The 17,580-nt window shown below is 64.1% G+C and carries 13 protein-coding genes; 2 read left to right on the top strand and 11 right to left on the bottom strand.

Features of this window, described 5'->3' with window-relative positions; genetic code table 11:
* Positions 1-8: 8 nt before the first annotated feature.
* The 11 genes from XI03_RS14440 to XI03_RS14390 form a co-directional block, all read right to left on the bottom strand.
* On the bottom strand, positions 9-1,088 hold the full coding sequence (locus XI03_RS14440) for a zinc-binding dehydrogenase (protein ID WP_271592489.1): 1,080 nt from the start codon (positions 1,086-1,088) through the stop codon (positions 9-11).
* A 60-nt stretch (positions 1,089-1,148) separates the two neighbouring features.
* Positions 1,149-2,090 carry a DMT family transporter gene (locus XI03_RS14435; protein ID WP_028144306.1) on the bottom strand — a complete coding sequence of 314 codons (942 nt, stop codon included), beginning with the start codon at positions 2,088-2,090 and terminating at the stop codon, positions 1,149-1,151.
* A gap of 187 nt (positions 2,091-2,277) precedes the next feature.
* Positions 2,278-3,117 (bottom strand): aldo/keto reductase, encoded by an 840-nt coding sequence (locus XI03_RS14430; protein WP_271592488.1) that lies wholly within the window; start codon positions 3,115-3,117, stop codon positions 2,278-2,280.
* Positions 3,118-3,162: 45 nt separating this feature from the next.
* A complete protein-coding gene (locus XI03_RS14425; RefSeq protein WP_271592494.1) occupies positions 3,163-4,065 on the bottom strand; it encodes an SMP-30/gluconolactonase/LRE family protein in 903 nt (300 codons plus the stop codon).
* 236 nt (positions 4,066-4,301) lie between these two features.
* Positions 4,302-7,007 carry a nitrate reductase gene (locus tag XI03_RS14420; RefSeq protein WP_271592487.1) on the bottom strand — a complete coding sequence of 902 codons (2,706 nt, stop codon included), beginning with the start codon at positions 7,005-7,007 and terminating at the stop codon, positions 4,302-4,304.
* Between the two features lie 28 nt (positions 7,008-7,035).
* A complete protein-coding gene (locus XI03_RS14415) occupies positions 7,036-8,253 on the bottom strand; it encodes an NAD(P)/FAD-dependent oxidoreductase (RefSeq protein WP_167456578.1) in 1,218 nt (405 codons plus the stop codon).
* A 10-nt stretch (positions 8,254-8,263) separates the two neighbouring features.
* Complete coding sequence (locus tag XI03_RS14410; protein WP_271592486.1) at positions 8,264-8,692, bottom strand: globin family protein; 429 nt, start codon at positions 8,690-8,692, stop codon at positions 8,264-8,266.
* A 122-nt stretch (positions 8,693-8,814) separates the two neighbouring features.
* On the bottom strand, positions 8,815-10,194 hold the full coding sequence (locus XI03_RS14405) for an MFS transporter (RefSeq protein ID WP_271592485.1): 1,380 nt from the start codon (positions 10,192-10,194) through the stop codon (positions 8,815-8,817).
* A gap of 335 nt (positions 10,195-10,529) precedes the next feature.
* Positions 10,530-11,324 carry an ABC transporter ATP-binding protein gene (locus tag XI03_RS14400; RefSeq protein WP_212247949.1) on the bottom strand — a complete coding sequence of 265 codons (795 nt, stop codon included), beginning with the start codon at positions 11,322-11,324 and terminating at the stop codon, positions 10,530-10,532.
* Positions 11,325-11,337: 13 nt separating this feature from the next.
* Positions 11,338-12,234: a nitrate ABC transporter permease gene (ntrB, locus tag XI03_RS14395; RefSeq protein WP_271592484.1), complete on the bottom strand. Its 897-nt coding sequence runs from the start codon at positions 12,232-12,234 to the stop codon at positions 11,338-11,340.
* A 60-nt stretch (positions 12,235-12,294) separates the two neighbouring features.
* Positions 12,295-13,614, bottom strand: a complete 1,320-nt coding sequence (locus XI03_RS14390) for a CmpA/NrtA family ABC transporter substrate-binding protein (protein WP_095426383.1) — start codon at positions 13,612-13,614, stop codon at positions 12,295-12,297.
* 672 nt (positions 13,615-14,286) lie between these two features.
* Between XI03_RS14390 and XI03_RS14385 the strand changes: the two genes are divergently transcribed.
* The gene (locus XI03_RS14385; RefSeq protein ID WP_028144315.1) at positions 14,287-15,126 is read left to right on the top strand and encodes a formate/nitrite transporter family protein; all 840 of its coding nucleotides are present in this window, start codon (positions 14,287-14,289) and stop codon (positions 15,124-15,126) included.
* A 60-nt stretch (positions 15,127-15,186) separates the two neighbouring features.
* A complete protein-coding gene (locus tag XI03_RS14380) occupies positions 15,187-16,923 on the top strand; it encodes a bifunctional protein-serine/threonine kinase/phosphatase (RefSeq protein WP_271592493.1) in 1,737 nt (578 codons plus the stop codon).
* Positions 16,924-17,580 lie beyond the last annotated feature (657 nt).

Raw genomic sequence — 17,580 nt, 5'->3', positions numbered from 1 at the left:
CAGTACCGTCATCGCCACGGCTGCACGATGATCTTGGTGTGGGCTTCAGGATTGGCGAGATCGGCGAAGGCCTTGGCGACGCCGTCGATGCCGACCTCGGCCGTGACCATCGCCGCCGCATCCACCTGCCCTTCCGCGATCAGCCGAAGTGAGCCTGCGAATTCGTCCGGCGTATAACCGAGCACGTATTGGACGTTGAGCTCCTTCATGATGCCGAGCATGGGTTCGCTCTTGTCGGTCTCCATGCAGACGCCGACCACAACGATCCTTGCATCGCGCGGTGCGCCTTCGAAAACCTGCTGCAGCAGCCCGGGCACGCCGACGCATTCGAAGATGATCGCGGGCTTCAGCGCCGGCAGCATGGCCTGGAACGGTGGCCTCGCCGCCTTCTCGGCGTCCGACATCTGCGCGTGCTCGGCCCAGGTCGCATAGGGCTGCGACACCCTGGGATCGACGACGATATCGGCGCCGAGCTTTGCCGCTAGCGCGCGCCGCGCCGGCGAATAGTCGGCGGCGACGATGGGGTGCAGCCCCTTGATCTTCAGCGCCGCGATCACCGCGAGCCCGACAGGGCCGCAACCGATGACGAGCGGCACCTCGCCGCCCCGGATGTTGGCTTTCGCCACGGCATGAACGCCGACTGCGAGCGGCTCGGTCAACGCCGCATGTTCCGGCGCAAGACCGTTGGGCACTTCGAGCAGGAGCGGCTCGCTCAAGACCATCTGCTCCGCATAGCCGCCGACGAAGTCGTTGGAGTAGCCGATCCCCTTGATGCCCGCCGGCGTCACCAGCGCGGGCAGCGAGCAGACATGCGTCCCCGGTTTGAACTTGCGTTCCGTGCCGGGGGCGTAATCGATGATCTCGCAGCAGAATTCGTGACCGAACACGACGTCACGCGACAGATCCATCGGCGTGCGACCGGTCTTCCTGGCCATCTCCACCATCCGCGGCGCATGCTGGCGCGCATGCAGGTCGGAGCCGCAGATGCCGCAGGCGAGCGTCTTGACCAGCACCTGGCCGGGGCCCGGCTTCGGATCGGCCATCCTGTCGACGACAATCTCACCGTTCCTGAAAATCGCAGCGCGCATCCGGCTCCTCCCGCATTGTTGGAGCCGTTGATAGCACGTAACAGGGCGCACGAACTTGCGTCAGGGGTTCGGGGAACGCTCTTCCAGCACCAGCAACTGGGCGCGGCGGATACGCTCGCGATGAGCGATGTAGAGGCCGCTGGCGACGATGAAGGCCGCGCCGACGACCGTCCAGAGATCGGGGACCTCGCCGAAGATGAAGAAGCCGAGAATGCTGACCCACAGCAGCTGCGTGTAGGAGAACGGCGCCAGCACCGAGGCATCGCCATAGCGATAGGCCAGCACGATGATCCACTGGCCGACGGTGGAGGCGACGCCGATCACGATGCCGAGCCCGATCGCGGTCCAGCTCGGCGTGACCCAGACGAACGGCACCATCACGGAAAGGATCGCAACGCCCGTCAGCGCGGAATACGCCATCGTGGTGAGCACGGCTTCACGCCCGCTCATCATCCGCGTCAGGATCAGCGCGGCGGCCCAGCAGAACGCAGAGACGATCGGGAAGAACGCAGCGGCGTGAAACGCGCTCGAGCCCGGCCGCAGGATGATCAGCACGCCCGTCAGGCCGATCGCGGTCGCGATCCAGCGTCGCATGCCCACCGTCTCGCTGAGGAAGACGATCGAGAGCGCAGTGACGAACAGCGGCGAGACGAAGCCCGTCGCGGAGGCTTCCGCGATGGGAAGGAAGCGCAGGCCGGTGATGAAGAACAGCGAGGAGCCGAGCAGCGCGGCACCGCGCATCAGTTGCAGGCCGAGCCGCTCGGTGCGCATCGCATGGAGCGGAGAGCCCGGCAGCATCACCGGCGTGAACATCAGCGCGAACGTGACGAAGCGGATCCAGGTGATCTCGATCGACGGCAGGCTGGTCGACAGATATTTCGCGGTGACGTCGGAGCAGCCGAGGAAGATCGTCGACAGCAGCACCAGCGCAATGCCCTTGAAGGGATGGTCGACACGCGCGGGCGCGCGGCGAGCCGTCTGCTTCTTCTCCGGCACGGGCATGGGGATACTGTCCAGCCTTGCGGCTGCGGCGGGCGGCGGTGTCACGGCTGGAACCCGGGAAAATGCGAATCGAGAACGGTGGTAAAAAACGACAAATGCGCCGCGTTCACAACTTCCGAAAACAGGATGCCGATATGCGCGGGCCGCTGCGCGCGTCAATGCTCCGTTAATAATGGGCGTTTGTGCGTTACAGCATGGGCAGGCTGCGCGGCTTCGGCCCGCGCGGAAACGCCGCATCGAGCGCCGAAATCTCGTCTTTCGTTAGCGCGAGATCACCGGCCGCCGCATTCTCGCGGGCATGTTCGGGGGACGAGGCCTTCGGAATCGCGAACACCGTAGTCGCACGGGTGAGGAAGCTGAGCGCGACCTGACGCGGCGTCACGCGACGCGCCTCTGCGATGCGCTCCAGCACGGCACCGCCCTTGCTGCGCGCATCCGGAAAATCGTCGTGACCGAACGGCGAGTAGGCGACGACGGCGACGCCATGCTGCTCGCACCACGGGATCACCGCATGCTCGATCGCGCGTTCCTTCAGATGATAGAGCACCTGATTGCAGGCGATACGACCTTCGCCCGCGACGTCGAGAATTTCGTCGAGATCATCGGCATCGAAATTGGACACGCCCCAGGATTTGATCTTGCCTGATTTCACCAGCTCCTCGAACGCGGCGACGGTGTCTTCGAGCGGATAGGAACCGCGCCAGTGCAGGAGATAGCAATCGAGATGATCGGTCTTCAGCCGCTTCAGCGAACGCTCGCAGGCGGTGATGGTGCCGCGGCGCGACGCGTTGCTCGGCAACACCTTGGAGACGAGGAACACTTCATCACGGCGGCCCGTGATCGCATCGGCAATGACGAGCTCGGCATCGCCATACATCTCGGCGGTGTCGATGTGGGTCATGCCGAGATCGAGCCCGCGCTGAAGCGCCGCAATCGCGCGCTTGCGGTCGCCATGGTCGAGATACCAGGTGCCCTGCCCGATGACGGAGACGTTGGCACCGATTTTGCCGAAGAGTTTTGTATTCATGTTCGTCTCCATGTCGCTCCTCCGCTCGGGCAACTGCCACAAAGCTCAGGAGTTCAATCCGCTGATATCAGCAACCAGCACGCTGCCGGTCGATGACTCCGGGATATAGAGACGATCCTTGTTTGCGCCACCGATCGCCACATTGGTGCAATTCGGCCCCGCGCACGACTTGATCCGCGCAAGCAATTCGCCGTTCGGCGCGAACACGAAGACGTGGCCGAGCGAAGCATGGCCGACGAACAGGCGACCCCTGGCGTCCATGGTCAAGCCATCGGGACCGCTGGTGCCGAACAGCGAGCAGAAGCGGCCGACCTTGGACACACTGCCGTCCTTCATGAACGGCAACCGCCACACCGCGTTGTCGCGCGTCATCGCGACGAACAGCACGGTTTCTGTTGGGTCGAGCACCAGGCCATTCGGGCTGATACCGGTGTCGATCAGGCAATCGAGCCGGCCATTCGATGCGAGACGATACACGCGACCGCTGGGGTCGTGCAGGCCGGTCTGGCCCTGATCGGTGAAATAGATGTCGCCGTTGGAAGCAAGATGCAGGTCGTTGCAACCGCGGAAAGATTCTGAATTGCGCGCGGTCAGGACGGGCTTGATGCGACCGGCGTTGGGGTCGAGCTCCATGATGCCGTGCCTGTAGTCGGCCACCAGGATGCGCCCATCAGATGCGATCTTCAGTCCGTTCGGCCAACCCTCATATTCGATCACGAGCGACCATTCGCCATCAGGCGCGATGCGAAAGATGCGGCCGAAGGGAATGTCGACGATGTAGAGATTGCCGTCGCTGTCGAAAGACGGTCCTTCGATGAAGCTGTCGGTCGGCACATTCGGCCGGTTGGCATCAGCCCAATCGGTCCGCACGCCCTTGCGGCGGAACTTTTCGGGCATCGCGGAGAAAAGCCTCGTCTCGATCAGGCGCGGCGGCGTTTCCAGGTACATCATTGTTGTTTTTGGATGTGTTGAGGGGGAGCACGCGGCACCATAGGGCACAATCGAGGGCCCGTCGATTGGGCCGGGAATGGCCGCGTCCACGCCACCCTCGCGTCCCGGACGCGCTGCAGCGTGAAACGCTGCTGCGCAGAGCCGGGACCCAGAAAGGCCAAACACTCGCTGCTAGATGGGCCCCGGCTCTGCAGCGCACCGCTACGCGCTGCGCTGCGTCCGAGGCACGAGGCCTACCCCACCGCGCCCGCGACCTTCGCCTGCTTCACCGGCGCCGTGTCCGTCGCTGCGATCAGGCGCTTCAGTTCCGGAATGCAGGAGCCGCAATTGGTGCCGGCCTTGAGCTTGGCGCCGATCTCGGCAGCCGAGCGCGCGCCGGCCGCGATCGTCTCGCAGATGGTGCCGCGGCCGACGCCGAAGCAGGCGCAGACGACCGGCCCGGTCGAGGCGGCGCCTTCGCCGGACTTGCCTGACAGCAGCATGCGGCGCTGATCGTCGGTGACGAGGTCGGCCACGAACAGGCTCTTCACCACCTCCCAGTCGCCCGCATCATGCCCAGGGCCGACGAACAGGCAGGTGTCGATGCGATCGCCCGCGAACGACGCCGCACGATAGATCCCGCCGCCGAAGTCGCGATAGTCGGCGACGTCCTCGCCGGCGACGCTCTCGACCCAGGCCGGCCAACGCGAGAGGTCGGCGTTGTCGGCAAAGAGATAGCCAAAGCCGCCGGTGACCGTGACGCGGGTCCACAACAGGTTCGGCGGCAGATCGAGCTGCTTCCGCGACAGCGCAAAGCCGCGGAAGACGAATTCGTAAGGCGCGATCGCGGCCGGCGTCGCCTTGGATTCCGGCTGCCCCGAGAACGGATCGGTGAAGGACTGCACCAGCGCTCCGACGCGGCCATGCGAGGCATTCATTGCGCTCCAATGGATCGGCGCGAACAATGTGCCACGCTGAGTGCCGTCACTGACGACGACCTTCAGGATGCACTGACCGTAGTCGGTGCTCACGCGGGCAAAGCCGTCGTGAACGATGCCGTATTTGCCGGCATCATCAGGATGGATCTCGACGAAGGGCTCCGGCAGATGCGCGCCCAGGCGCTGGCTGAGCCCCGTGCGCGTCATGGTGTGCCATTGGTCGCGGATGCGTCCGGTGTTGAGCCTGAGGGGGCGCGAGGCACCGGTCTCGCCGCGCAGCGACGGTACCTCCGGCGCAACGAAGCGGCCCTTGCCGTCATTGGTGAAGAAGCCGCCCTTTGCAAAGAAGCGCTCGCTGGACGTCTCGCCTTCGCGCACCGGCCACTGCACCGGCTTCAAGGCGTCGAAGGCGTCGTCGGACAGCGAAGTCAGCGCGCCGATATCGAAATCGCGGCTGCCCTCGTTCTCGAACGCCGAGAGCGCGGCGTGCTCTCGGAAGATCTCGGCGGCGGATTTGTAGTTGAAGCTGTCGCCGAAGCCGAGGCGCTTGGCGGTCTCGCTGAGGATCCACCAATCGGGGCGCGCCTCGCCCGGCGCCGGCAGGAACGAGCGCTGGCGCGAGATGCGGCGCTCGGAATTGGTCACGGTGCCCGACTTCTCGCCCCAGGCGAGCGCCGGCAGCAGCACATGCGGACCGGCATCGACCGTGTCGTTGGAGAGCACGTTCTCGGACACCACGAACAGCTCGAGCTTCTTCAACGCCTCGCGCACGAAGTCCGCATCGGGCAGCGACACCGCGGGATTGGTGCCCATCACCCAGAGCGCCTTGACCTCGCCGCGATGGATGGCCTCGAACAGCTGCACCGCCTTCAACCCCTCATGGGTGGCGATGCGCGGCGCCTTCCAGAACCGCCTGACACGATCGATGTCGGGCGGCGTGAAGCCCATATGCGCGGCAAGCATATTGGCGAGACCGCCGACCTCGCGGCCGCCCATCGCGTTGGGCTGGCCGGTGAGCGAGAACGGCGAGGCGCCGGGCTTGCCGATGCGTCCCGTCGCGAGGTGGCAGTTCAGGATCGCGTTGACCTTGTCGGTGCCCTGTGCCGACTGGTTGACGCCCTGCGAATACAGCGTGACGACGCGGTCCGTGTCGCGGAACATCTTGAAGAAGGTGGCGACATCCTGCTCCGAGAGGCCCGTCGCGAGCGCCGTCGCAGTGACGCTGCCGGCGATGCTGCGCGCACGCGCCAAGGCATCGTCGAAACCGCTCGTGTTCTGCGCGATGTAGTCCTGGTCCAGCGCACCATTGTCGGCGAGATGGACGAACAGGCCGGAGAACAGCGCGGTATCGGTGCCGGGCTTGAGGCCGAGGAACAGATCGACATCGCTCGCAGTGTCGGTGCGGCGCGGATCGATCACGATCATGCGCGCGCCACGCTCCCCACGGTTCTTCAGCATGCGCTGGAACAGCACCGGATGGCACCAGGCCGCGTTCGAGCCGACGAAGACCAGCAGATCGGCCTGATCGAGATCCTCATAGCAGCCGGGGACTGTGTCGGCGCCAAAGGCGCGGCGATGGCCGGCGACCGAGGACGACATGCAGAGCCGCGAGTTGGTATCGACATTCGCCGTGCCGACAAAGCCCTTCATCAGCTTGTTGGCGACGTAATAATCCTCGGTGAGGAGCTGGCCGGACAGATAGAACGCGACCGCATCGGCGCCATCTCGCGCCACGATGTGCTGCATGCGATGGGCGACATGATCGAGCGCATCGCTCCAGGCGACGCGCTCGAGCACGCCCTTGCAGCGGATCATCGGATAGAGCAAGCGGCTTTCCAGCCCGACAGTCTCACCGAGCGCGGAGCCCTTGGAGCACAGCCGGCCGAAATTGGCGGGATGGTCAGGATCGCCAGCGATCGCCGCACCGCCCATGCCGTCCGGCGTCGCCAGCACGCCGCAGCCGACGCCGCAATAGGGACAGGTCGTCTTGGTGGCACGAAGCGTGGTATCGATCGCCGTCATATCAAGCTGCCCTGTCACGCCGGCTCTATCAAGCCGCCTTGGAAGAACGCGCGAGCGCGCGACCAAACATCATGTCGGTCCGGATCGCCGCCACCTTGTCGCGATTACGGATCAACTCGAGATACCAGAGCGCATCGACGGTATCGCCGATCAGCACCGCGCCGGTGAGCCGACCGTCGGCGATCACGAGCTTCTTGTAGGTGCCGCGCCTGCGGTCGGTCAGCACCAGGCTCTCGCTGCCCTCCCCGCCCATGAAGTCGCCGGCGGAGAACACGCTGACGCCGGAGACCTTCAAATTGGTCGAGACCACGCTGCCCTGGTAGGCGGCGGGCCGGCCGGCCAGATGCCGTGCCAGCACCCGCGCCTGCTCATAGGCGGGCTCGACCAGGCCATAGCAGGTGCCGCGATGCTCGGCGCATTCGCCGAGCGCGAAGATGTCGGGCGATGCCGTCTGCATCAAATCGTTGACGACGATGCCGCGGTTGACCGCGATGCCGGCGTCTTTGGCAAGCGCCACGTTCGGCTTGATGCCGGCGGCGAAGATCACCGCGTCGGCCTCGATGCGGCTGCCATCGGCAAGCTCGACGGCCTCGACATGGCCATCGCCATGGATGCGGGCGGTCGAGGCATTGAGCAGGATGCGGATGCCCTTGCGCTCGACCAGCATCTTGAGCAGGTCGGCGGCCGGCCCATCGAGCTGACGCTCCATCAGCCGGTCCATCAGATGCAGCAGCGTTACCGGCGCGCCGGCCTTGGCAAGGCCGTAGGCTGCCTCAAGTCCGAGCAGACCACCGCCAACCACGACGACACGCTTCTTCGCAGCGGCCAGCGTCAGCAAAAGGTCGACGTCGCGCGTATCGCGAAAAGTGTGCACGCCGGCGAGATCGGCGCCCGGCAAATTGAGCCGCAGCGGCGTCGATCCGGTGGCGAGCACGAGCTTGGAATACTCCATGCTCTCCTCGCCCTCGATCTTGAGCTCGCGGCGGCCGGTGTCGATCTCGGTGACGCGATAGCCATAGCGCACCGTGACGCCACGATGGCGCCACCAATCGGCCGGCCGCAGCTCGATCTCGTGCGAGCCGGTCTCGCCGGCCAGCACGGAGGAGAGCAGCACGCGATTGTAAGCGAGTCGCGGCTCTTCGCCGATCACCGCGACCGCGTAGCGGCCGAGCGAGGTCTTGGCGAGCTCGTCGACCAGACGCGCGGCCGCCATACCGTTACCGACGATGACCAGCGGTTCACTCACGAGGCATCTCCTATTCAGCGGCCTGCGCTTGCGCGCCGTAGGCCTCGGACATCATAAAGCCGGACAGAACGCCGTAGGCGTCGGTCCAGGCCTTTGCCAATTCGGGCGTCCAGGCGTCGCCAAGGCCCTTCTCCAGGGTCCACAGCAAGGTCGCACCGACCACGGGATAGTGCTCGGCCGTGGCGCCGTAAGCGACGTGACGCTTGGCGAGCGCGGAGGCCGCGGGAAGAACCGTCTCCAGGTTCGACAGGCCGCTGACGACGGCGGCGAGCATCCCCATCAGCTTCTTGCGCTGCTCGGTCATATCTTCAGGGAACATCGCGCGCACGGACGGCGCCACCTCGAACAGGCGGTCGTAGAACAACACGGAGGCAGCTTCCGAAATCGGCGCGACCTTGGCGAAGCTCTGCTGGATGAGAGTGATCTGTTCGGGCGTCATGTGGTTCTCCTGTCTGTTTCGGTTTGCCTTGGTGCGCTTCGTTGCGAACAAGGTTCATGGGTCAAACGTCATCAGAGAGTCTTCTCCCCGCGTACGGGGAGAAGCGACATTCGTGCCAAGTGTCAGACCCGCGCCTCGGCGAGGCTTGAGGCGCCCTCACCCTGCGGGCCGCGACGCAGGTAGAACCACCAGGTCAAGCCGAGGCAGCTGGCGTAGAAGGCGAGATAGATCGCGAGCGCGAGCTGCGGGCCGCCGGTCAGGGCGATCGACTTGCCGAAACCGGTCGGGATCAGGTAGCCGCCGACGGCACCGATCGCGCCGATGAAGCCGACCGCTGCACCGCTCTCGATGCTCGCCGTCTTCAGCGCGAGCGCGCGCGCCGCCTCGCCCTTGCCGCGCACCCTGAACAGGTTCTCTTCGCGGAAGATCGAGGGGATCATGCGATAGGTCGACCCGTTGCCGATGCCCGTCGTCACGAACAGGATCAGGAACATCGACAGGAAGCCGATGAAATCCTTTTGCCCGACGAAGTAGAGCACGCCCACCGTTGCGCCTGCCATCGCGATGAAGTTCCAGAAGGTGATGATGGAGCCACCGATCTTGTCGGCGAGCCAGCCGCCGAGCGGACGCGACAGCGAGCCGACCAGCGGCCCCAGGAACGCGATCGCAATCGTGATTTGCGGGAACTGGGTCTTGATCAGCAGCGGAAACGCAGCCGAATAGCCGATGAAGGAGCCGAACGTACCGATGTAGAGATACGCCATGATCCAGGTGTGCTTGCGCTTGACGATCGCAAGCTGGTTCTTCACCGAAGACTTCGCCGTGGTCAGGTTGTTCATGAAGAACACGGCACCGAACACCGCGATCGCGATCGGCAGCACCCACATCAGGCCGGCATTCTGCAGGAAGATGCCATCGACCGGGGTTGCCTGGAACAGGTTGAAGACGGCGAGCGTCATCAGGATCGGGGTCAGCAGCTGCACGCTGGAGACGCCGATATTGCCGCCGGCCGCGTTCAGGCCGAGCGCCCAGCCCTTCATCCTGTCGGGGAAGAAGAAGGAGATGTTGGTCATGCTGGAGGCGAAATTGCCGCCGCCGAGACCTGCGGTCGAGGCGATCAGCAGCATCAGCCAGAACGGCGTATCGGGCTGGCTCACGAAATAGGCAAGCGACAAGGTCGGGATGAACAGGATCGCCGCGCTGAAGATGGTCCAGTTGCGGCCGCCGAAGGTCGTGACCGCGAACGTATAGGGAAAGCGTATCAGGGCGCCGATGAGTCCCGGCACAGCGATGAGCTGAAACAGCTGGTCGGTGGTGTAGTGAAAGCCCGCCTGCGGCAGCTTGGTGGTGACGATGCTCCAGATCAGCCAGACCGAGAAGCCGATATGTTCGGCCACGATCGACCAGATCAGGTTGCGTCGCGCGATCGTCTTGCCGGTCGCATTCCAGAACGCCTCATCTTCGGGGCGCCAGTCTGAAATCCAAGTAGGATTCTTCGTCATTGAGTATCCCTTCCAGGCTCACCGCTGCGTCGTTGCAGGCTCCGCCTCACATGGAGGCGCGCTCCGAGGCTTCACCCCGGTGGCGAGTTCACGATGCTGATTGATGATGTTGAGGGACGTCGTCGTTGGCGTCGCGCAAAGACGTTTCAATTTCCGTGCCAGTTGCGCGCACGCTGGAAATACAGGGATTCCAGGGCGTTATTCGTATTGCCAGAAATTCTGGCAGGGCCTTTCCGCACGCTAAATTTGCGATTCGCTCAATCCTTGTGCGGCGCACAAGGATTGAGCTTGATGTCGATTATTTAGGCGCAGATCTTCTGCCAGTAACCTTTGGTTTACGCGGCCTCGACGAAGCGATGACGCTCGTAGAGGAATTCGAGCACGCGCTGGCGGCACTTCAGATAGGTGGTGTTGGTGGCCAGCTCGAGCCGCTTGCGCGGGCGCACCAGCGGCACCTCCAGCACCTCGCCGATCCGCGCGCTCGGCCCATTGGTCATCATCACGATGCGGTCGGACAGCAGCACGGCCTCGTCGACGTCGTGAGTGATCATTAAAATGGTGTTGCCGAGCTTCTGATGCAGCGCCATCACCGAGTCCTGCAAGTGAGCGCGGGTCAGCGCGTCGAGCGCGCCGAACGGCTCATCCAGCAGCAGCACCTTCGGCTCCATCGCCAGCGCCCGCGCAATGCCGACGCGCTGTTTCATGCCGCCGGAGATTTCGGACGGGCGCTTGTCCCTGGCGTGGGCCATCTGCACGAGGTTGAGATTGTGCATGACCCAGGCGTCGCGCTCGGCGCGGGACTTGGTCCTGGCAAAGACCTTGTCGACGCCGAGCCTCACGTTCTCGTAGACGGTGAGCCACGGCAACAGGCTGTGGTTCTGGAACACGACAGCGCGGTCCGGCCCCGGCGAGTTGACCTCGCGGTTTTCCAGCAGCACGCCGCCGGTGGTGGCGTTGGTCAACCCCGCGATGATGTTGAGCAAGGTCGACTTGCCGCAGCCGGAATGGCCGATGATCGAGACGTATTGACCCTTCTCGATCGTGAGATTGATCTCCTTCAGCACCTCCGTGGTGGCGGCACCGCGGGTAAAGACCTTGTCGATGTGGTCGAGCTTCAGATAGGCGGTCATGTGCTCTTCTCCCTCAGTTCAGCGCGGTGCCGCGGGTGACGACCTTGCCGAGGCCGGCGATCACGCGATCCAGCACGAAGCCGACGATGCCGACATAGAACAGCGCCAGGATGATCTCGCTGATATGCGAGGAGTTCCATGCGTCCCAGATGAAGAAGCCAATGCCGACGCCGCCGATCAGCATTTCCGCGGCGATGATGGCGAGCCAGGACAGCCCGATGCCGATGCGAAGGCCCGTGAAGATGTAAGGCGCCGCCGCCGGGATCATGATCTTGGCGAAGAACTCGAGCGGGTTGAGCTGCACCACCGCCGCGACGTTGCGATAATCCTGCGGGATGTTGCGGATGCCGACCGCGGTGTTGATGATGATCGGCCAGATCGAGGTGATGAAGATGACGAAGATCGCCGAGGGCTGGCCGTCGCGGAACGCCGCGAGCGAGAGCGGCAGCCAGGCCAGCGGCGGAATGGTGCGGAGCACCTGAAACAGCGGATCGAGCCCGCGCATCGCCCAGACCGACTGCCCCACCAGCACGCCGAGCGCGATGCCGGCGATCGCCGAGAGCGAATAGCCGAAGGCGACGCGCTGGAGACTGGCGGACAGATGCCAGAACAGGCCCTTGTCGATGCCGCCATGGTCGAAGAACGGATCGAGGATCAGCTCCTTCGTGTCCTTGAACACACGTGACGGCGGCGGCAGCGCCGAGCCGGCGCGACGGCAGACCAGCTCCCACACCAGCGTCAAAAGCGCGATCACGACCAGCGGCGGGATCACGCGCACGGCAGTTTCTCGCGCCATCCGCGCATAGGCTTCAGCGCGCGGCGGGCGCTTCGGTGTCAGCGCGACGACCGGTGCGGCAACGGCCGCAGGCGACGCGGTCTCGACCTCAATCTTCGTGGCAGGCATATTCATCGCAATATCTCTCCGGCTGCAAAGGACGATGCGGCCGCCCATGGGCGGCCGCTGGCTCCATCAGACTTCGACGCGCTTGATCGCGAGCGACTTCAGATAGGCTGCCGGATTTTCGGGATCGAACACCTTGCCGTCGAAGAAGGTCTCCTTGCCGCGCGAGGTGGATGTCGGGATGTCGGAGCTCGCGACGCCGAGTGTCTTGGCCGCATCCTTCCACATGTCCTCGCGGTTGACCTTGGCGATGAGCGCCTTGCTGTCGAAGCCGGCCTCGTATTTGCCCCAGCGAATGTCCTCCGTCATGAACCAGAGGTCGTGGCTCTGGAATGGATAGGAGGCATGGTCGCGCCAGTACTTCATGATGTGCGGCGAGTTCTCGACCACCTTGCCGGAAAGGCCGTAATCGAACTTGCCCTTGGCGCGATCGGCGATGTCCTCGACCGGGCAGTTGATCCACTGGCGCTTGGCCATGATGGTGGCGAGCTCCTCCTTGTTCTCCATCTTGTCGGCCCATTGCTGGGCTTCCATCACCGCCATCAGGATCGCTTTCGCAGCCTTCGGGTTCTTGTCGACCCAGGCCGCGCGCATGCCGAGTGACTTTTCGGGATGCTTGCTCCATATCTCGCCGGTGTTGACGGCGGTATAGCCGATGCCCTGGTGCACCAGCTGCCCCGGCCAGGGCTCGCCGACACAGAACGCATCCATGGTGCCGACCTTCATGTTGGCCACCATCTGCGGAGGCGGCACGGTGATGGTCTCGACATCCTTGTCCGGATCGATGCCGCCGGCGGCGAGCCAGTAGCGAACCCAGAGGTCATGCGTGCCGCCGGGAAAGGTCATCGCGACCTTGGCCGACTTGCCCTCGGCCTTCTTCTTCTCGAACGCCGCCTTCAGCAGCGAGGCATCGACGCCGACCTTGAGGTCGGCATATTCCTTTGCGACCGAGATGCACTGCGCATCGAGATTGAGCCGGGCCAGGATGTACATCGGCGTCGGCTGGTTGTTCTGCGTCACCTTACCGGCCGAGATCAGATACGGCATCGGGGTGAGGATATGCGCGCCGTCGATGCCGTTGCCCTCGGAGCCGAGCACGAGATTGTCGCGCGTGGTGCCCCAAGAGGCCTGCTTCTGCACGTCGACGTCGGGCATGCCGTATTTGGCGAACAGACCCTTGTCCTTGGCGACGAAGAGCGGGCCGGCATCGGAGAGCGCGATGAAGCCGAGCTTGGCGCCCTTGACCTCGGGGCCAGCGTCCTGCGCGAAGGCGCCGGCGGGAAAATTCAGTTTGGCGGCGGCGAGAAGTGCGGCGGTAGAGCCTGCGGCCTTCAACAATTGGCGGCGGCTGAGCCCATTGTCCGAGGGCCTGCGGGTGCGCTTGGTCATATGTCGTCCTTTGCGTCGTTGCAGAATTGATGGCGTCAGTGCACACGAGCAGCCCGTCCGTCCGGCGGCGCCGTCTTTGGCGCATGCGAACGCACGACGGGGGAGACCCCCGTCTGGTGGCGTCGGCAAGTCGGATGAGAAGTCTCGCGGGACGGCTTCAATGGCGTCGGCACGGAACTATTCAAGCTTCATGCCAAGCCCTTCATCGCCAAAAATGGCGGACAATGAAGGGGTTACGGTGACCGCGCCAGACTGCCGCACCCCCGCTCCGCACGCGAAATTTGCGACCTGCTCAATCCTTGTGCGTCGCACAAAACTTGTGCAGCAGCCCAGGCAAAAGGCTCGAGGGCATGTCGGCAGCCAACCAAGCAGCAACACATCGTATTGAGATTGCTTGATCTTTCTCGTTGGCCCGAACGGCACGCGACTTGCATTTCCTGGGCCGTCAACGAAGACTGCGGCTCGCCGCATTGTTGCAGCCTCTGGCGGCTGCATCCCGGAAGCTCACTGCTTCGCGGCCCTCACCGGCTCAGTCCTCGTGACGCGATTCTCACGGCTTCCAACTCTCCATACCGCTCGTGCGTGGCAAGCCAGCCCGCACGGCCAAAGATGTTCAGCCGCGCTCTCGCCAGGTGCGCGTCGACCTCTCTTACGAAGCAAAAGGAACCATTGATGTCGTATCTCGCGCCTTCGGAATTCGTCACCAAGATGGTGGATGCGGGCGAGTCCAAGATCTTCATGTCCACCCGGGATACCATCATCCGCGCCTACATGGCCGGCGCCATCCTCACGCTCGCCGCATGGTTCGCCGTCACGATCAACGTCAACACGGGTCAGCCGCTGGTCGGCGCGCTCTTGTTTCCGGTCGGCTTCGTCATGCTGTACCTCCTCGGCTTCGACCTCCTGACCGGCGTGTTCGTGCTCTCGCCGCTTGCCCTGATCGACAAGCGTCCTGGCGTCACGATCGGCGGCGTGCTGCGCAACTGGGGCCTCGTGTTCATCGGTAATTTCGCCGGCGCGTTCACGGTCGCCTTCATGATGGCCTTCGTCACCACCTTCGGCTTCACGCAGCCGCCGGACAAGGTCGGGACCGCCATCGGAATCATCGGCGAAAGCCGGACGCTCGGCTACGCCGCGCACGGTGCGGCCGGCATGGCGACGCTGTTCCTGCGCGGCATGCTCTGCAACTGGATGGTCTCGACCGGCGTCGTCGGCGCCATGATCTCGACCTCGGTCCCCGGCAAGGTCATCGCGATGTGGATGCCGATCCTGGTGTTCTTCTACATGGTGTTCGAGCATTCCGTCGTGAACATGTTCCTGTTCCCGTCCGGCCTGCTGCTCGGCGCGAAGTTCTCGATCCTCGACTATCTGATCTGGAACGAGATCCCGACCGTGCTCGGCAACCTCGTCGGCGGCCTCGCCTTCACCGGCATGACCCTCTACGCCACGCACGTCATGACCCTGCCGAAGCGCCAGGTCGACAAGGCTGCAAAGCCCCGCGTCGCCGCCTGATCGAATACGTCTCGACAGGGGAGCCTCGCCCGAGCAGGGTGAGGCTCCCCTCTCCTGGTGATGACGATGACCCGCGGACTCCTGATTTCGGTCGGCCAGCACTCCGACAAGGGCCGCAAGCCCGTCAACCAGGACTTTCACGGCGTCCTCATTCCAGAGGAGCCGCTGCTCGGCCTGAAGGGCATCTCGGCGGTCCTCGCCGACGGCATCTCCTCTAGCAGCGTGAGCCAGATCGCCAGCGAGTCGGCGGTCAAGAGCTTCCTGATGGACTATTACTGCACGTCGGAATCCTGGACGGTGAAGACCTCCGCCCGCCGCGTGCTGGACGCCACCAATTCCTGGCTGCATGCGCAGACGCGCAAGAGCCAATATGCCTATGACCGCGACAAGGGCTATGTCTGCACCCTCAGCGCCATGGTCATCAAGGCGACCACCGCGCACATCTTCCATGTCGGCGACTGCCGCATCTACCGCGTCGCCGGCAAGGCGCTCGAGCAGCTGACCGACGATCACCGCATCATCGTGTCATCGGAGCAGACCTATCTCGGCCGCGCGCTCGGCATCAATCCGCAGCTCGAGATCGACTACCTGGCGTTCGAGGTCGAGGCCGGCGACACGTTCCTGCTGGCGACCGACGGCGCCTACGAATTCGTCGACGCGCGCTTCATCACGAGCGCGCTGAACGAGCACGCAGGCGAACTCGACGGTGCGGCAAGGGCGATCGTCGAGGAAGCCTACCGGCGCGGCAGCGACGACAACATCACCGTCCAGATTATCCGCATCGACGCGGTGCCGCAGCGCGAGCCGGCCGGCATCTTCAATCAGACGTCACAATTGCCGCTGCCTCCGCTGCCGGAGCCGCGCGCGATGTTCGACGGCTACCGCATCGTCCGCGAGATCCACGGCAGCAGCCGCAGCCACATCTATCTCGCCGTCGATGCCGAGACCGAGGAGCCGGTCGCGCTCAAGCTGCCGTCGGTCGATTTGCGCGACAACGCCGCCTATCTCAAGCGCTTCCTGATGGAGGAGTGGATCGCGCGCCGGATCGACAGCCCTCACGTGCTGAAGCCGCTGTCGCAGTCGCGGCGCCGCAATTATCTCTATGTCGCGACCGAATTCGTCGAGGGGCAGACCCTGAAGCAGTGGATGACCGACAATCCGCGCCCCGATCTCGAAACCGTGCGTGGCATCGTTGAGCAGATCGCCGCGGGCCTGCGCGCCTTCCACCGCATGGAGATGCTGCATCAGGATCTCAGGCCCGAAAACATCCTGATCGACCGGACCGGCACCGCGAAGATCATCGACTTCGGATCGGTCAGGGTTGCGGGCGTCGCGGAGGCTGCGCCACGGGACGAGGCCGACGAAATCCTGGGCACGGTCCAGTATACGGCGCCGGAGTATTTTCTCGGGCAAGGCGGCTCACCGCGCTCCGACATGTTTTCGCTTGCGGTGATCTGCTACCAGATGCTGACCGGAAAGCTTCCCTACGGCGCCCAGATTGCCAGGATCCGGCGCAAGGCGGACGTGCGGAGGCTCAAATATCGCTCCGCAGACGACGACCGCAATGTGCCGGCCTGGATCGACGGCGCGCTCCGCCGCGCGCTGCATCCCGATCCCTACAAGCGGCACGAGGACCTGTCCGAATTCGTCTTCGAGCTTCGCACGCCCAATCCAGCCTATCTGGACACGCGGATCACGCCGCTATTGGAGCGCAGCCCGCTGATGTTCTGGAAGCTGACCTCCGCGGCACTCGCCTGCGCCGTCGTCGTGCTGCTGGCGCTGCTGCACGCCCGCTAGGGCCGAAGCGTCAGCTTCTGGCGGTCATGGGGAAATTCTATCGAGGTCTCCCCTGGATCAATCTTTTGTCGGACGCGTTCATCGGCGCCGACTATCTGCCAGCGTAATAGCGCCTGCAGCCACTAGGACAATGATGATGACCGTGGCGAGCGCCTCCACCGAGGCAAGGGTGTCGTACCAGCTGTTCCAAAGCTCAAGCATGCGCTGGCCTCTATCGAGCGCCGCCCATCAGCGATAGACTACACTTTCTCAGAAAGGACGCGCCTTCGCGCGCAAGCACAATGCTGCGTTTCGCCGCGTGCCTTTTGATCGCGCGGCAACGTGACCCATGCCGAAGATGTTGACCAACTGTGAAGTGGTTTACATCCTTGGGGTCTTGGCTCGGGCTAAAGTGGCGAAGGCTTCTTACTTTGAAGGAGGCATCCAATGCTCGCGGCAATCAGATGGAACTCCCGATATAACGCTCGCGAATGGGTGATGAAGGCTGGGGCGCTCGTCGTCCAACTCCGCGCACCGAATGCAAACCGACAGACCGGTGAAAGTAAGTCGAGGCGGCCACTCTGGAAACACTTCGACGACACCCATCATTGGGACGCAACCGCGGAGGAATGGGTCCCAAACCCTGACCGGTGATCGCAACGCATTGTGCGCACACCG

Origin of the sequence: Bradyrhizobium sp. CCBAU 65884 (assembly GCF_028128835.1) — a bacterium.
In the GTDB taxonomy this organism is placed as follows: Bacteria; Pseudomonadota; Alphaproteobacteria; order Rhizobiales; family Xanthobacteraceae; genus Bradyrhizobium; species Bradyrhizobium ottawaense.
This window is presented reverse-complemented; position numbering and strand designations above follow the sequence as displayed.

Coding starts and splice junctions, on each gene's coding strand:
- XI03_RS14440 (WP_271592489.1), bottom strand. CDS start 1,088: ATGCGCGCTGCGATTTTCAGGAACGGTGAGATTGTCGTCGACAGGATG.
- XI03_RS14435 (WP_028144306.1), bottom strand. CDS start 2,090: ATGCCCGTGCCGGAGAAGAAGCAGACGGCTCGCCGCGCGCCCGCGCGT.
- XI03_RS14430 (WP_271592488.1), bottom strand. CDS start 3,117: ATGAATACAAAACTCTTCGGCAAAATCGGTGCCAACGTCTCCGTCATC.
- XI03_RS14425 (WP_271592494.1), bottom strand. CDS start 4,065: ATGTACCTGGAAACGCCGCCGCGCCTGATCGAGACGAGGCTTTTCTCC.
- XI03_RS14420 (WP_271592487.1), bottom strand. CDS start 7,007: ATGACGGCGATCGATACCACGCTTCGTGCCACCAAGACGACCTGTCCC.
- XI03_RS14410 (WP_271592486.1), bottom strand. CDS start 8,692: ATGACGCCCGAACAGATCACTCTCATCCAGCAGAGCTTCGCCAAGGTC.
- XI03_RS14405 (WP_271592485.1), bottom strand. CDS start 10,194: ATGACGAAGAATCCTACTTGGATTTCAGACTGGCGCCCCGAAGATGAG.
- XI03_RS14400 (WP_212247949.1), bottom strand. CDS start 11,324: ATGACCGCCTATCTGAAGCTCGACCACATCGACAAGGTCTTTACCCGC.
- ntrB (WP_271592484.1), bottom strand. CDS start 12,234: ATGAATATGCCTGCCACGAAGATTGAGGTCGAGACCGCGTCGCCTGCG.
- XI03_RS14390 (WP_095426383.1), bottom strand. CDS start 13,614: ATGACCAAGCGCACCCGCAGGCCCTCGGACAATGGGCTCAGCCGCCGC.
- XI03_RS14385 (WP_028144315.1), top strand. CDS start 14,287: ATGTCGTATCTCGCGCCTTCGGAATTCGTCACCAAGATGGTGGATGCG.
- XI03_RS14380 (WP_271592493.1), top strand. CDS start 15,187: ATGACGATGACCCGCGGACTCCTGATTTCGGTCGGCCAGCACTCCGAC.